The sequence below is a fragment of the Streptomyces sp. NPDC005775 genome, from assembly GCF_042871565.1.
In the GTDB taxonomy this organism is placed as follows: Bacteria; Actinomycetota; Actinomycetes; order Streptomycetales; family Streptomycetaceae; genus Streptomyces.
Genome location: NZ_JBIAIU010000018.1, coordinates 46,791 through 62,083, shown reverse-complemented (window position 1 = coordinate 62,083; position 15,293 = coordinate 46,791). Strand labels below are relative to the sequence as shown.

The window sequence follows — 15,293 nt, the reverse complement described above, 5'->3', positions numbered from 1 at the left end:
CCGCGGGGGTGTGCCCCACCCCCCCCCGCGGGGGGGGCGGGGGCCCCGCCCCCCCCCCCCCCCCGCCCCCCCGCGGCCCCCCCCCGGGCCCGGGGGGGCGCCCGACGGCGTTCCGATGAGATGTGCTGCCCGGTGCGCTACTCCCCGGCGTCGGTGCCGGCCGGTGCGCGGTCGTCCTGCGCCGGGGCGCTGCCGGTGTCCGTCGGGTCGGGAGCGGCGCTGCTGCCGTCGTCCGTCGTCGCCGGGGTGGGCTCGGTCGTCGGAGCCGTACCGTTCCCGGCGGAATCCGACGGGGTGGGGGTGGGCGTCGGGTCGCCCGTGGAGGTGCCGTCCCGCTCCGGACCGGGGCTCGCGCTCCGCCCGTCCCGGGGGTCGGCGCCGGGGTCGGTGCTCTCGTCCCCGCCGGGCGCCGTGGCATCCGGCTCCGGGTCCGTGCCGGTGGAAGGCGCCGGGTCGGAGGGGCCCGGGCCCTGCTCGCCGCGCACGACGGAGCCGACGGTGGTTCCCTGGCCGCCGCTCAGGTCGTTGCCCGAGACCAGCTCGAACGTGGTGATCCCGAGCATCGACACGACGAACACCACGGCGGCCCCGAGGGCGGAGCGCTTCCAGCCGCGCACCCGGGTGCCGTGCGTGGTCGCCTGCGTGAACGCGTCACGCTCCGGGGAAGGGGATGCCGGGGCCGCCGTGAGCGGCCCGGTCCCGACAGGCGACCGCATCAGCCGCGTACGGTCCGCGCCGGCGTCCACCTGCCGCAGCACGGTCGTCGCGTCCACCTTGCGCAGCACGGTCGTCGCGTCCAGTGGCCGCAACACGGCTGTGGCGTCGGCGTCCCCGGCCGCGCCCCCGGACATATCGGCAGGGTCCACCTGCCGCAGGGCGGTCGTGGCGTCCAGTGGCCTCAGCATCGCGGTGGCATCGGCGGATCCGGCGGCCTCGTGCAGGGCGATCCGCGTCCCGGCGGACTCCCACGGCGCGTCCGGGTCCCCGGCGTCACGCGTCTGGCGCGTGTGGACCGTCACCTCGCGGCCCGGGTGCTTCACCTGGACGGTCACCTCGCGGATCTGCTCGCCCGTGCGGCGGAAGAAGTGCTGGAAGACCGAGCCGCCGCAGGTGGCCACGATGCTCATCACCCCGGCGCCGAGAATCGTCCCGTACACGCCCAGTTGAGAGGCCGCCACCGCCGCCGCGACCGCCGCCATCGCGCTGCCCGCCACCTGGGGCAGGCTCAGATCTATCCGCCTCTCTCTGGGTTCCGTGTCACTTTCCGGCTTCTGCACCATTTCCAGCCCTTGGTTGACATCTCTCCCACCATGCAACAACAAGGGACATTTGAGCGAAGCGGATAGTTCCGTTTACGGTGATTATGTGAAGCAGGACACGCATAGCGGGCATCCGGCCTTCAACTGGGTACCTCAACTCCCGCGTCGCACGAGAAGTTCGGCGGCGCGGCGGTCCACCCTCATGGCCCGAATGGAGTACTGTGGCGAGCCCTGGGGCCGGACTCCCGCACGGAAGTCCGGAACCTTCGGGAGGGGGCCGAAGGAGGCACTCGATCCGGCGGCGCCGCAGCATCGCACGGGGGCCAGCTACGCTGGGTGACCATCGGTCACTTTGTGTCGCGTAAGAGGTCACCGTGTCATACCGGCGATCAAGGGTTAACGCCCGACACGCCGGGCACACGGAATGTTGTGGCAGGCTGCACCCGGGCAGGCCACACTCGACTAGCGGAAGCAGCGACGCACGTGACGTCGGCAGGCACCACCCGGGAGGTCCCCATGCCCGAACTGCGTGTCGTGGCCGTCTCCAACGACGGCACACGACTGGTGCTCAAGGCTGCGGACAGCACGGAGTACACGCTTCCGATCGACGAGCGGCTGCGAGCCGCCGTGCGCAATGACCGCGCGCGGCTCGGCCAGATCGAGATCGAGGTGGAGAGCCACCTCCGCCCCCGCGACATCCAGGCCCGGATACGAGCCGGTGCCTCCGCGGAGGAGGTCGCTCAGTTCGCCGGGATTCCGGTCGACCGTGTCCGCCGCTTCGAGGGCCCCGTGCTCGCGGAGCGCGCCTTCATGGCCGAGCGGGCCCGGAAGACTCCCGTGCGCCGTCCCGGCGAGAACACCGGCCCCCAGCTCGGCGAGGCGGTGCAGGAGCGTCTCCTGCTGCGCGGCGCCGACAAGGAAACCGTCCTGTGGGACTCATGGCGCCGCGACGACGGCACCTGGGAGGTCCTCCTGGTGTACCGGGTCGCCGGCGAGCCCCACTCGGCGAGCTGGACGTACGACCCGCCGCGCCGGCTGGTCCAGGCCGTCGACGACGAGGCGCGCTCGCTGATCGGCGAGACCGACGACGTCGCCGCCCCCGAGCCCAGTTTCCCGTTCGTCCCCCGGATCGCCCGGCTGCCGCGCGACCGGCCGCTGGACCGCGCCCTCGACCGGCAGATGGAGCGCCCCGCGCCCCCTCCGCCCCCGGAGCCGGAGGAGCGCATCGGCGGGGTCACCGCGAGCGAGCGGGACTCACTCACCAGCCTGCTGGAGGCGGTACCGAGCTTCCGCGGCGACATGGTCGTACCGGAACGGCCGTCGCCGCCCGAGCCCCCGGCACTCGAACCCGCCGTCCACGAGCCGGAGGCCGAGGAGCCGCCGGCCCCCGCCGCCTCGGCGGGCGCGGGCTCCGCGTACGCGGACGTCCTGATGCCGCGCGCGGTCGCGGGGCACCGCGACCGGCTCACCGGAACGACGGACCGGCAGGCCGAGGCGGACGGCGTCCGGCCCGGCAGGCGGGCCGCCGTGCCGAGCTGGGACGAGATCGTCTTCGGCACCCGCCGCAAGAAGCAGGACTGAGCGAGTCAGGGTGACAGCCGGATGACGAGGGCCCGTACGCGTCTGCGTACGGGCCCTCGCGCGCTGCCCCGACAGAACCGACGGCCTGAGTACCGGCCATCGGCCCCCCTCCTCGGTGTCCAAGACCCGCCCCGCCGACTCGCTCGCGTATTCGCATCCGGTGATGATGGGCTTCGTGCGCGTCGCCCGCGTCGTCCGCGTACAGAAGTCGGCCCACACGCAATAACACCGATATGGATGTATCACCACAAACCGGACCTCCTCAGTCGAGATCACGGAAAAAGCGGCGCGGCCGGGACGCTTCACGCGCCGGGTGGTGCAAGCATCTGCACGGGGCGTACACATCCCGTACCGCACAACGGCGCGCCGGCCCCGTTCCCCTGTACGGCCACCACGATGGTCCGAGGAGAGTGTGACGATGACCGAGGCTGCCACTCGGCGTACACCCGGAACACCTTGCTGGGTGAGTCTGATCGTGCACGGCCTGCACACCACCCAGAACTTCTACGCCGAACTGTTCGGCTGGGAGTTCGGCCCCGGGCCTGAGCAGCTCGGCCCGTACGTCCGGGCACTGATCGCCGGGGAGGAGGTCGCGGGCATCGGACAGTTGCCACCCGACCGGCACCTCCCGATCGCCTGGACGACCTATCTGGCCACCGACGACGCCGACCTCACGGCGGAGGCGATCCGCGCCTGCGGCGGCACGGTCGGTGTCGGACCCCTCGACGCCGGGGAGGCGGGCCGGATGGCCATCGCCTCCGACCCGAGCGGAGCCGTGTTCGGGATCTGGCAGGCGGCCGCGCACGCCGGCACCACGCTGGCCGGCACGCCCGGCACCCCGGTCTGGAACGAGCTGGTGACCCGGGAGACATCGACGGTCGCCAAGTTCTACCAGGCGGTCTTCGGTTACGAGACCGAGGCGATCGTCTCCGCCGACTTCGACTACCAGACCCTCCACCTGGGCGGCCGCCCGGTGGCCTCGCTGCACGGCGTCGGCCACGCCCTGCCACGCGACCGGGGGCCCCACTGGATGACGTACTTCGAGGTCGACGACACGGACCAGGCCGCGCAGCGCGTGGTGGAGCTCGGCGGGCATGTCCTGCAGCAGCCCAGGGAGGGGTCCAGCGGCAGGGTGGCCACAGTGGCGGACCCGGAGGGAGCGGCGTTCACGATCGTGCGGTCGGCGGGGCGCTGAGCCGGACGTTCACCGGCCCGGGGTCCGAACCCGGGCGCCCCTGGCGGTGAGTGGGAGTCCGGCGGCCGGACAGGCGAGGGCCGAGCCGCCGGCCGGACCGAACCGGCCGGCTGGTCATCCGGCGACAGCGCGCCCGTACGGGCGAAGGCGCCGGCCATGCGGCGGCGCCCCTCGGCAGCGGCCCTTCGCTTCGGCTGGTGGACTACGACACGGTCAGAGTCGAGCTGCTACGAAAGCCCTTGGTGCGGAACGCTCCTGTGGCGGGAGCGGGTTCGCCGGACAGCAGGACCATGTCGAGCCAAGGGCTCGCAGTGATCCCGGGCCACGGGGGTGGGTCACCGAGACAGGAGTCGACCGTCACCACGAGTGCCGGATCCGAGAGGGCGCGCAAGCTGAGGAACTTGTCCGCGAAATTGCCTCCGAGGGAGGCATCGAGCACTGCCGAGGGGATGACCGAGAACCCGAGTCGGCTCTTGAAGTTGAACAATCCCGGCTGCACGACGTGCCCGAAGAGCGAAGGATCATTGCCCAGCGACACGTACGACAGCCCGCTCTCGCGCGCGAAACGAAACGCCTCGACGTAGGCGGCGCGCATGACCCGGCTCGACCGGGCACTGGGAGATGCTGCGGAGAAGCGCATCTGCAGCAGGGATTCCGACGGGCGGATCCACCAGATCGAACCGACTACCATGACGCGGCCGGCGTAGACGCAGACACTCACGAACTCCGAGCGGTCCTCCAGCAGCCGGTCCCGCGACCTCCGCGCGTAGTTCTTGCCGCGAGCCATGCCTGAGATCTGTTCGTCGTACACGACCAGGAATTCGTCGAGAACGTCCTCCTCCAACCCGGGTACGACACTCAGGCGCAACTCCTCCGCCTGAATCGCCTGACGGCCGAGACGGATGTTGCGACGCTCGGTGCCAGAGACCCGGGCGGTGAACTCTTCATCCGAAGCACCCACGGGAGCCCACCAGTTGACCCAGCGAGGGCGGGTCAGAAAGCCGAGACGAGCACGGTCGGCGGCATCCGTCCTCTCGTGGTCGAGCAGTCGCACGACATCAATGGGTGGCTGCTTCACCCGCTCCCAGGCACGGTGCTCGGCTTCGTCCGGCCCGATCGAGGCGATGACGATGCCGTCCTGTTCGGTGATCTCCATCTGGAGTTCCTGACTGTGTCGTGAGCCTGCCGCAGGGTCAGCTCGAGTTGGTGTTGACTGCCCCGCTCAGCCGACCGGGAGGGAAGCCGATTTCCGCGTGCGCGCGCCACGACGGGTGCAAACCGCCCAGACAGCTATCGCCAGCGCCCAGATGGCCAGCGAGGGCAGCCAGAATCGGTACCCGTCGAAGTGGGCCGCCCAGGCGAAGAGGAAGCCGGACAGGGGTACCGCGCCCGAGATGAACATGCGGATGGTCGCGTTGGCACGACCGGCGACCTCGACCGGTATGGCCTCCTGCCGATAGGTGATCGAGGCGACGTTGCTGGCCGCGACCGCGAAGCACTCCAGCATGAAACCGACGATCTTCAGAGCCGTCCAGGGCGTCGCGACGAGGATGAGCGACGCGAGCCCGAACACCTGCCACACCAGGATCCTCCGCTCGGGGCCCCATGCGGACAGAATCATCGGTGCCAGCCGGCTGGCTACCGCACCCATGAGCAGGCCTATAGCCAGCAGCACCGAGATGAGGTTGACATTCACGTCCTGCTTGCCGAAGGCCGTGACCAGGGCGGGCTCCAGCTGGCCGATGGCGATGTTCGTCATTGACATGGTCACTACGAGCCAGATGATCTCGGGCTTGGCGACCCAGCGGAACCCGACGGCCAGATCGCGACGCAGGTCGATCTTCTCCTCGTTGCCCGGCACCTGCGGGAACAGCAGCGCCACGAGGCCGGCGCCCAGGTAGAGGACGGCGATGGAGAGACAGGCGAACGCCGGTCCCAGCGCGGAAAAGGCCGCACCGCCCAGCAACAGCCCGATGACCTTCGAGAACTCGATCGCGGAGTTCAGTTTCGCCACGGCGAGGGCGCGGGCCGGAGCGCTCACCAATGTGGGGATCAGGACGAACTGCCCGGTGATGGAACTCGCGACGCCACCGAAACCCGAGAACAACACCAGCACGGCGACGGCGTACGGGCTGGAGATGAACGCCGCGAGCAACATCAGGCACAGCACCTGCTGCAGCTGCGCCAGAACGAAGATCCGCCGCTTGTCGAAGCGGTCGATGAGCGCACCGAGGACAGGCGACGCGACGTAGGTGACACCGCGCATCGCGAACGAAATCAGTGACAGCGACACGGAGTTCGTCTTCGCCAGGACAGCCAGCGGGATCACGATGCCGAGCTGCCAGTCGGCCACCTTCGAGAGCACGGTCGACCCGAGGAGGATGCGGATCACCCGTTTGTCTGCCGGGGTTTGCGGGGTCATGCCGGGCTCCTGTTGTTCGCGTGCGGCAGCGGTCGATCACCGCGTTTGCGTTCGGCCGATGGCGCGGCCCGGTCAGCAGCCCGGGCTGCTCGGCGGCCCGAGGGCCTACCGGGAATCGGGCTGAGGGTGTTCTGGGGATTGCACCGCAGGTCAGCGCACCGCTCACCCACTTGCTGTTCGCCGGCAAACCCCTCAGGCCAGCGACCACGACATCAAGCTGGCGGGTTGGCCCAACGGGTACTGATCGCGCCCGACCACTGAGTTGAGGATCCGTGCGCTGCGCCACGAAGCCAGGCTGAGATTGGGATCGGCGATACCGTGCGACCCCTCGGCGAAGTTCTGCACGTATATCCGGAGGTCCTTTGGTCCGTCCCACTCCAGGGAGTAGTCCTCGCGCACTTCGAAGCTTGTGCCGTCGGTCGTGATGCGCTCACGCAGCGGCTCCAGGTAGGCGGGGAAATCGCTGTGGTAGCCGGTGCAGAATATGACGAGGTCCGCGGCGCACTGTTCCTCGCGGTCCTGGTCGCCGTCGTGCAGGCGGACGGTCAGTTCCTCGCCGTCACGAGCCATGTCGAGCACCCGGTGGTTGGCCACCAATCGGTGGCGCAGCCGCCCGGCGCCGACCGTCTCTTCCTGATAGAGGCGCCGGTAGATTTTCCACAGCAGGGACTCGGAGATGCCGTCGCTGGACAGGCGCTGTTGCTGCAGCAGCTGAGCCCGCCGTTCCGGGCTCAGAGACCGGAAGTGGTCGACGTACGCAGGCGCGAACCACTCGTTCGTGAACGGCGAGTCATCGATGGGCAGGAAGCCCGCCCGGCTGGAAACCCAGGTCAGTGACTCCGGCAGGCTCGCACCCTCGCGAAGAAGGTAGTTGATCACCTCGGCCCCGCTCTGGCCGGCGCCGACCACCATGACCCGTCGGCCGGCCGTCTCGGGCCCGATCTGCAGAAGATCACTGGCGTGAAGTACCTGAGGACCCCTCAGGACGGCCGCGAAATCCGGCAGGTACGGCGTGCGACCGGACCCCAGGGCCAGAGTGGTCGCGCGCGCGACCTCCCCGCTCTCGCAGGCGACCTCGAAGCAGTCGCCGTTCAGCGAGACCGACTTCACCTGCTGCCCCCAGCTGATGGAAGGCAACTGCCCGGCGACCCACTGGTAGTACTGCTCGAACTCCTGTCGCGAGCTGCTCATGCCGTTCGCGACCATGGCCTGGAAGATCCGGCCTTTGGCCACCAGGAAGTTGAGGTAGGAGAAGGGGCTGGTCGGGTCGACCAGAGTGACCAGGTCCTTGAGGAAGGAGACCTGAATCTCCGCCTCCGGGACCATGAGGCCCGGGTGCCACTGGAAGTGCGGCTTGGCCTCGAAGAACCTCGAGTTGAGACCCCCGACCGGGTGCGCGAGCGCCGCCAGACTCAGATTGAAGGGGCCCACTCCAATCCCGATCACGTCGAACTTCTCCATAGAGGGCTCTGCTTTCCGTGAGTTCACGCTCGTCCACCGCCTCGCGCGGTCCCTGCTGACCGTCGATCCGCACCGCGTCGGAGGGTCATCGGTTGCCGAGCCGTCGCGCCAGCTCCGGGTGGGAGCACAGCGCCTCGAGACCGCGGGCCGTATTGGCCTCCACCCCGGCGTCGTCGACCTGGTGGACGAGCCAGCCCCATGCCTTCGCGTACTCGCGGAAGAGTTCGGCGGTCTCGTCCTGCATCCGGCTGAAGGACTCTTCGCTCCGCTCGCCGGCCGGCCCGTAGTCCTCCAGCGCGCCGACGGCACCGTTCTGCGCGGTGCGCCAACGGTAGGCGTAGGCGGAGGGACCATCGACGAGAATGCCGATATCCGGGCGCAGCAGTGGCGAGCCGAAGACGGCGTCGAGCATGCCGCGGACGATGCCGACCAGAGAGCCCACGGCCGCTGCCGCCGGGTCGCCCTCGTCGCCATTCTGGGCGGCCAGCCGCTCAGCGACCGCAAGTTCCTTGAGGACGTGCTTCACCGGGTAGGACTCCTGGACCACGATCGCGCCCCGGGCCAGGGCCTGGTGGGTCACCTCGGAGGCGAGGATGATGTTGCCCGCTATTTCCACGAAGGCGGCGGCAAGAGCGCCGGACGCCTTGTTCCGCATCACGGGGGCGGCGGCCAGGTGAGGCTCCCACTCCTCGGCTGCCCATGTGTCGTACCCGCGTGGGATGTCCAGCGGCTCCCCCTCGCGCAGGCCGGCACCGTAGAGGGTACGGAAGGACTCCAGCCACAGTTGCTGGAGCGGGACGGCCGGCCACGGCGCGCTGCTCTTCTCCAGCGCGGAGCGCCAGGTGACCGTGACCACCTCCGCACCAGCGGCTCGCGCGCGCTCCTCGAACGCCCGGCAGAGGGTGCTCTTGCCGATCCCGTCGATGCCCAGGAAGGCAACGGTCATACCTTGCTGCATGCTTCTCTCACTCCAGATATCTCGGGCATGTGGTCCACGGGCCGGTGGGACACCACGGTGGTCGCGTCGCGTGCTCCTCAGCCCAGTTCGTCCAGGCGCCGGCTGAGCTCCTCGACATAGCAGCGCAGCCCCTCGACCCGTGAGGCTTCAAGGCCCTTGCGTACGAGGCCGGCGGCTGCGGGCCGGCTGTCCGCGGTCGACAGTGCCTGGGCAAGGATCAGCTCATAGGTCATGGGCCGGGCCGGATCAACCGACCGGGCCCAAGTGATGCCACCGACCTCCGCAAGGTCGAACCGGGTGAGTGAGCGCAGGTCCGGGAAGTCCTCCAGCTCTTGCGGGTGGACGAACAGGCGCGCCTCCAGACAGTGCCGGGAGCGGTCGACAGGAAGAGAGTCCGGATCGATCGCCTCCCCGCCGGCAATGCGGAACTGGAGGTCGATGAGGTCGACACCGGTCTGCTGCTCGGACATCCGATAGGCCAGCGGGAGCCTGCCGTTGACCTCCAAAAAGTAGTAGCGCTCCGGCCCTGCGATGAACTCCACGGTCATGACATTGCGCAGGCCGAACTCCACCGCTACGCGCGCCGCATCCGAGCGCATCGCCGCGAGCGTCACGGCGTCGACGGCCTCGACCGGCGATGCCTCCAGCAGCTTGAGCCCGTCGACGGTCAGCAAGCTCTCGCGCTCCCCCAGCGGGAGGATCGTGCCATGGTGGTCCACACCGAGCGTGACGCCTATGACCCGGTTGCCGGGCACGTACTTCTCGATGTACCAGAAGGTGTCGGCGCCGCCGGCCGCCAGCGCGTCCGCTACGTCGGGCGCGGAGTGGACGATGCGCACACCCTGGCCGCCTTCGCCGAAGTCCGGTTTGAGGACAGCCGGCAGGCCGATCTCCGCCAGCCGCTCGTCAACCTCTGCGCGCCCGCGAGCGGTGGCATGCGGCAGCACAGCGACTCCGATGTTCCTGGCAGCCTGAACCGCGGCGGCCTTGCTGCCGGCAAGGCGCAGCGCGGTCGAGGACGGGCCGACGAAGGAGACGCCCCCGGCCTCGAGGCCGGCAACGAAGTCAGCGTTCTCCGCGAGCGCGCCGTACCCCGGGTATACGCAGTCGACGCCGCTGTGCCCAACGGCCTCCAGGACCTTCTCGGCCGAGTCGTAGGTCTGTTCCTGTCCTCGACCGGTCACCAGGACCGCATGGTCGGCCCGGGCGAGGTGCGTGTTCTGGGTGTCAGCTGTGGCGGCCAGCGCGGTCGTCTCGTAGCCGCGCCGGCGGGAGACCTGGGCCGCGTGGACGGCCACGGTCGCGCGGTTGGCGATGAGGATGTGACGCATGCGCGCTCTGCCTTTCGGGTCGGGTGATGGGGGTCTGCGCGGCGGGGCCGCTCGGGCCGTCGGTTGCCGGTTCAGCGGGACAGCCGCGCCAGCCAGTGCTCGAATGCCGCCGCGATGCGCCGCACGCCCGCCTCCTGATGGACGTCCGCGCTGTACTGCCAGCGCAGGTGAAGGGCACCGGCTTCGGTCTTCGCGTAGACCTTGATCCGGTACGGCTGCGTGCGGTCCGGCGTCATCTCGGTGCCGACCCCTCCCTCTCTCACCCGGAAGGGACTCGCGAGTTCCAGGTTGCTCATCCGCGAGCCGAGGTAGTTCAGGTAGATCTCCGGCCCCGGCAGCGCGGCGAGCCGAACGCGGACGTCCTCCCGTTCGTGCAGATGGAGCAGGGCGCCCCAGGTCTGCTCCATGTCGCGGATGTCCGCGATCTGGTCCCGCAGTGACGCCGCGATCTGCGCGTCCGTCCGGTGCTCCGGCACACTCAAGACGTAGGGAGCGATGCTGTTGAGCCAGCCCACCGCATCCAGGAAGCCCGCTCCGCCGGTCGGGTCGGTTCGGCCGTGACGGCATACCTCGACGGCACCCGTCCGGCTCCCGGTCTCCTCAGCCGCGGCCGTCGCCAGCGCGGAGATCAGCAGTTCCTCCACGCGCGCGTCCCCGATGCCCACCGGCAGGTCGGTCACCGTGACGACGGTGCGAATGTGGCTGAGGTGCATGCTGCCCGCCGGGTTGTCCACGGACAGCGGCCGGAGGGACTCCCAAGGCAGGGCCTGCCAGCGACGCAGAAACAGCTCCCCCAGCGGGCCGTTGGCGAAGCGACCCAGGGTGGTGGCGTGGTCGGCCCAGGAGCAGGTCGCCACGTCAGGCAGCGGGCGGCCTTCGACGATTCCCGCGTACGCCGAGCTCAGCTCTCGGGCGATGATCTTCAAGGACATGCCGTCGGCCACGAAGTGATGGAAGATCAGCAGGAGTTGACCCCCGCTGGGCCCCGAGTGGAACGCAGCCCGCCACACAGGGCCCTGGCGCAGACTCAGCGAGCGTTGCAGGAGGTCCGCCTCTTTCAGGAAGGCCTGCTCCGGGTCCTCCACGCCGGGATCGGGCAGCTCGTGCCAGGACAGCGGTACGTCCTCGGCCCGGAGGTACGGATCCGCTACGGCACGCGTCCCGGTCAGCCTGAGCCGGAGTGCGGGATGGCGCTCGGCCAGTCTCGCCAGCGCCTCGGCCAGCGCCTCACGGTCGACCGGTCCAGTGACATCGAGGAGCAGTGAGACGTTGTAGTGGTCCCGGTCCCGGTAGTTCCAGTCCAGGAAGCGGTGCTGTGCCGGGGACAGTTCCAGCGACGGAGCGGATGCGGTCGGGTCGACGGGCTCCGCGGCAGGTACGGCCGGTTCGGCGGAACGCGCCGAGGCCCGGTCGGCCAGATCATCGAGGGTGCGGGTGGCATAGACGTCGGCGGGTCGGATCCGCAGACCGAGATCGCCCGCCCGGATCGCCACCTCCATCGCGCTGAGGCTGTCGCCTCCGAGCTCGAAGAAGTTGTCCGCGCCGGAGACATGGTGCACGCCGAGGACATCGCGCCAGATCTTGGCCAGCCCGGCCCCGTCGGACGCGCCCGGTGCCGCGAGTTCCCGCAGTGCCCGTCGGTCGGTCTTGCCGTTGGGGCTCAGCGGAATGCCGTGGACGCGGACAAGGCGCTGCGGTACGGCGAAGGCCGGCAGAATCCGGGCCAGCCGGCGCCGCAGCTCGCCTGTGTCGGCGTCCGCGCCGTCGGCCGTTACGACATACCCGACGAGTCGCAGCGAGTGGTGCCCCTGCTCAGCCACGACGGCCGCGGCGCGCACGCCGGGGAGACCGAGCAGTTGCTCCTCCACCTCCCCCGGCTCGACGCGGTGCCCTCGGATCTTGACCTGGTGGTCGGCGCGGCCCTCGTAGACGATCCGTCCGTCCGGGCGGCGCCGGCCCAGGTCTCCGGAACGGTAGAGCCGCTCGCCGGGCCGGAAGGGGTCGGAGATGAACCGCTCCGCGGTCAGTTCCGGCCGTCCGAGGTAGCCGGTCGCCAGGCCGCAGCCACCGATGTGGATTTCACCGGTCTCGTCGACGGCGCAGCGCCGGCCGTCCTTGAGAATCTCGATGACGGTGTGGGCAGCGGGGCGGCCGAGCGTGACGGTGTCGGGGTGGACTCGCTCGGACAATGAGTAGATGGACGTCTCGGTCGGGCCATAGATGTTCCACAGCTCGCCGGCCGAGCCGAGCGCGGTGGCGAGCGCCGGGCTCAGGGCCTCGCCACCGGAAACGATCCGCAGGTGGCGCGGGGGCCGCCAGCCGTACGCGGTGAGAGCGGCGAACATGGACGGGGTGCCCATGACGAAGGTGGCTTCGCGCTCCACGAGGGCGTCATCGAGTAGCTTCGGGTCGCGCACCACGGAGCGGTCGACCAGGTGCGTGGTTCCCCCGCAGATCAGCGGCAGAAGGATCTCCAGCTGGGCGAAGTCGAACGAGAACGGGGCCAGCGCGAGTACTGAGTCCTGCTCGGTGAAGCCGAAGTCGTCACGGCTGTACCGCAGGATCTCGGCGATGCCCCGGTGGGTCAGCACCACGCCCTTGGGGGTTCCGGTGGATCCGGAGGTGTAGACGATCACCGCGGCGTCCCCGGGAACACCGGAGTACTCGTCCGCGAAGTGCGCCGGAGGGATGGGCGTACCGCCGTCGTACGCGTCGACGTGCACGACATGGTGGTCCCCGGGAGGGGGGACGGAGCCGCGCCGGGTCAGCAGGGCCGCCGGCCGGGCGTCCTCGACCATGAAGCGCAGCCTGTCCGCCGGGTAGTCCGGGTCGAGCGGCAGGTAGGCGCAGCCGATCGTCAGGACGGCGAGCATGCCGGCCACGAGATCACGCGAGCGATCCAGGTGGATCGCGATCCGGTCTCCGGGCCGAACCCCGCGGGAGCGCAGTACCGCCGCCAACTCCGTTGTTCTGGACAGGAGTTCGCGGTACGTCCAGGAACCAGTGTCATCCCTGACCGCGATCCGGTCGGGCGTACGGAACGCCTGCTCCCGCACGGGCGCATGGATGGAATCGGCGTGCTTCCGATCCGCGTCCGTCTCACACGCCGTCGCGTCAGTGACACCTGTCACGAAGGAGTTCCGGTACAGGGCGAATTCCGCCTCGACGCACTCGATGATCGTCTCGCTGCGTTTGAAACCGTGCCGTTCACCGTCAAAGACCCGGTGGAGGTACGGCGCGGCATCGGCTCGTACGCCGGACAGGAAGAGTTCCGCCTGCCCGGGCGGGCAGATCGGGTCGGCGCTGCCCTGCAGCAGGAGGAACGGCACCTTCACGCGCGCTGCCGCATGGGCGGGCGAACGTTCCAGGTATCTCTGGTCGGCCTTCGGCCACGGGCCGATGAGCGTGTCGAGATAGAACGCCTCGAACCCGCCCTTCTGCGACGCCCTCCAGGCCACCGGATCCAGAACGGGGTAGAGCAACGCGGCGCAGCAGTAGACGTCCTGCGAGGTCAGGGAAACGGCGGCGGTCCAGCCTCCCGCGCTCGCGCCACGGATGGCCAGCCGGCGCGGATCGGCACTGCCCTCCGCGGCCAGGGCCCGGGCGACGGCGGCACAGTCAGCGGCATCGGCGATGCCCCAGGAGTTCCGCAGCCGGTTGCGGTACTCGCGCCCGTATCCGGTCGAGCCGCTGTAGTTGACCCCGACGACTCCGATGCCCCGGCTGGTGAGGTAGGCGATCTGCAGGTCGTAGGCCATCGAGAAGCGGGCGGTGGGGCCGCTGTGCGCGAACACCACGAACGGCGGCCGCTCGCCGGGCATTCCGGTGTGGCCGGGGTTGCGCGGGGGGAAAACGACCGCGTGCACCTGCGAGTCGTCGGGCCCCTCGAAGGTCCGGCCCTCGGGCCGGGGCAGATAGGCGGGGTCGACCGATGCGCGCGGGAATGACAGTTCTGTGGACGTTTCCTCGGCCGTGTCGAAATGTATGGCTGCGAAGTCGCTCTCCGCGCCGGCGCCGATGGCGACCAGCCGGTCGCCCCGGCTCGCCAACAGCGGTGCCCACTCCGTGCGCGGGGAGGGCAGGCCGCGCAGCTCGCCGGACGCCGGGTGCAGGACCGACAACTGCATGGAGTGCGTACCGTGCACGACCGCCAGCCGCCCGCCGGACAGCGGCGCGCACCAGCTGAGACCCAGCTTGGTCAGCGCTCCGGCGAACTCCTCCTCCCGCGGGCAGACGTTGACGGCCTCTCCTCCCTCCAGGGAGGCTCGGTGCACGTTCCACCAGCCCGATCGGTCGGTGATCACGTACAGTCGGCCGTCGTCCGTCCAGACGACCTGCGCGACCGACTCCTCGGGCCCACCCGCCACCACACGGGGAACACCGAGGGCTCCGCCCGGCCGGACGTCCGCGACGAACGCCTGACTCGCGTCCCACGGCATGTTCGGGTTGTCCCAGCCGATCCAGGCGACGCTCCGGCCGTCCGGCGACAGGCGTGGCCCGGACAGGAAGTCGCTCCCGTCCGCCAGCGAGCGCAGCGCCGCGCTGTCCCGGGAAGCGCTTCCGTCGAGGGGCACTGCGACGAGGTCCCGCACGGGCACCCCGTCGGCCCCGGTGCTCTCCCGCACGCACCAGACCTCGGCGGGGGTACTCGTCTCTCCGGTGGGCGGCGCGAAGACGGGATCGGCGAAGCAGAACCTGAGGGCGGAGGTCGGAGCCGGCGTGATCGGCTGCGGCCGCGCGCCGGGCGACTGCGTCTCGAACGCGTATACGCGCTGGTCCTCGGCGTGGACGAAGACCACCAGGTGACCGTCCGCCGTGGGCGTCCCCGCCCAGGCCCTGCCGCCGTACTCCATGAGCCGGCTGCGCACATTCCAGGGCGCCGGCAGTGCGCTACGGGGACTGCCGCCGTCCTGGTCCCGGCGCATCAACGTCGTACGACCGCCCTCGTGCGGCAGGCGCTCCGACCACCAGATCTCCTCACCAACGAACCCGGGCCAGTTGGGGTGGCTGTCCGTGGCGGCGACGTCGGCAGCCGCGATGGGAGAAGCCCACGCCCCGTAGGGAGTCGCCTGCTTCATGACCAGCT

General features: G+C 70.1%; 9 protein-coding genes. 2 read left to right on the top strand and 7 right to left on the bottom strand.

Features of this window, described 5'->3' with window-relative positions; genetic code table 11:
* Positions 1-137 precede the first annotated feature (137 nt).
* Positions 138-1,280: a hypothetical protein gene (locus tag ACFYPA_RS32680; RefSeq protein WP_389135991.1), complete on the bottom strand. Its 1,143-nt coding sequence runs from the start codon at positions 1,278-1,280 to the stop codon at positions 138-140.
* Positions 1,281-1,775: 495 nt separating this feature from the next.
* Between ACFYPA_RS32680 and sepH the strand changes: the two genes are divergently transcribed.
* On the top strand, positions 1,776-2,840 hold the full coding sequence (gene sepH, locus ACFYPA_RS32675; protein ID WP_359084711.1) for a septation protein SepH: 1,065 nt from the start codon (positions 1,776-1,778) through the stop codon (positions 2,838-2,840).
* Positions 2,841-3,258: 418 nt separating this feature from the next.
* Entirely contained in the window at positions 3,259-4,035 is a 777-nt protein-coding gene (locus ACFYPA_RS32670) for a VOC family protein (RefSeq protein ID WP_359084712.1), read from the top strand.
* A 202-nt stretch (positions 4,036-4,237) separates the two neighbouring features.
* Here the strand turns inward: ACFYPA_RS32670 and ACFYPA_RS32665 are convergent, their stop codons facing one another.
* The 6 genes from ACFYPA_RS32665 to ACFYPA_RS32640 all read right to left on the bottom strand — a co-directional run bounded on the left by ACFYPA_RS32665 (position 4,238) and on the right by ACFYPA_RS32640 (position 15,285).
* Entirely contained in the window at positions 4,238-5,191 is a 954-nt protein-coding gene (locus ACFYPA_RS32665; protein ID WP_389135987.1) for a hypothetical protein, read from the bottom strand.
* Positions 5,192-5,257: 66 nt separating this feature from the next.
* Entirely contained in the window at positions 5,258-6,457 is a 1,200-nt protein-coding gene (locus ACFYPA_RS32660) for an MFS transporter (RefSeq protein ID WP_359084714.1), read from the bottom strand.
* A 192-nt stretch (positions 6,458-6,649) separates the two neighbouring features.
* A complete protein-coding gene (locus ACFYPA_RS32655; RefSeq protein ID WP_359084715.1) occupies positions 6,650-7,918 on the bottom strand; it encodes a SidA/IucD/PvdA family monooxygenase in 1,269 nt (422 codons plus the stop codon).
* Between the two features lie 85 nt (positions 7,919-8,003).
* Positions 8,004-8,864, bottom strand: coding sequence for a hypothetical protein (locus ACFYPA_RS32650; protein ID WP_359084716.1), 861 nt, complete (start codon positions 8,862-8,864; stop codon positions 8,004-8,006).
* 89 nt (positions 8,865-8,953) lie between these two features.
* The gene (locus ACFYPA_RS32645) at positions 8,954-10,207 is read right to left on the bottom strand and encodes a biotin carboxylase N-terminal domain-containing protein (RefSeq protein WP_389135984.1); all 1,254 of its coding nucleotides are present in this window, start codon (positions 10,205-10,207) and stop codon (positions 8,954-8,956) included.
* A gap of 71 nt (positions 10,208-10,278) precedes the next feature.
* Entirely contained in the window at positions 10,279-15,285 is a 5,007-nt protein-coding gene (locus ACFYPA_RS32640; protein WP_389135981.1) for an amino acid adenylation domain-containing protein, read from the bottom strand.
* Between the last annotated feature and the right edge of the window lie 8 nt (positions 15,286-15,293).

Excerpts from the sequence above, each read along its gene's own strand:
- ACFYPA_RS32680 (WP_389135991.1), bottom strand. The coding sequence starts at position 1,280 with ATGGTGCAGAAGCCGGAAAGTGACACGGAACCCAGAGAGAGGCGGATA.
- sepH (WP_359084711.1), top strand. The coding sequence starts at position 1,776 with ATGCCCGAACTGCGTGTCGTGGCCGTCTCCAACGACGGCACACGACTG.
- ACFYPA_RS32670 (WP_359084712.1), top strand. The coding sequence starts at position 3,259 with ATGACCGAGGCTGCCACTCGGCGTACACCCGGAACACCTTGCTGGGTG.
- ACFYPA_RS32665 (WP_389135987.1), bottom strand. The coding sequence starts at position 5,191 with ATGGAGATCACCGAACAGGACGGCATCGTCATCGCCTCGATCGGGCCG.
- ACFYPA_RS32660 (WP_359084714.1), bottom strand. The coding sequence starts at position 6,457 with ATGACCCCGCAAACCCCGGCAGACAAACGGGTGATCCGCATCCTCCTC.
- ACFYPA_RS32655 (WP_359084715.1), bottom strand. The coding sequence starts at position 7,918 with ATGGAGAAGTTCGACGTGATCGGGATTGGAGTGGGCCCCTTCAATCTG.
- ACFYPA_RS32650 (WP_359084716.1), bottom strand. The coding sequence starts at position 8,864 with ATGACCGTTGCCTTCCTGGGCATCGACGGGATCGGCAAGAGCACCCTC.
- ACFYPA_RS32645 (WP_389135984.1), bottom strand. The coding sequence starts at position 10,207 with ATGCGTCACATCCTCATCGCCAACCGCGCGACCGTGGCCGTCCACGCG.
- ACFYPA_RS32640 (WP_389135981.1), bottom strand. The coding sequence starts at position 15,285 with ATGAAGCAGGCGACTCCCTACGGGGCGTGGGCTTCTCCCATCGCGGCT.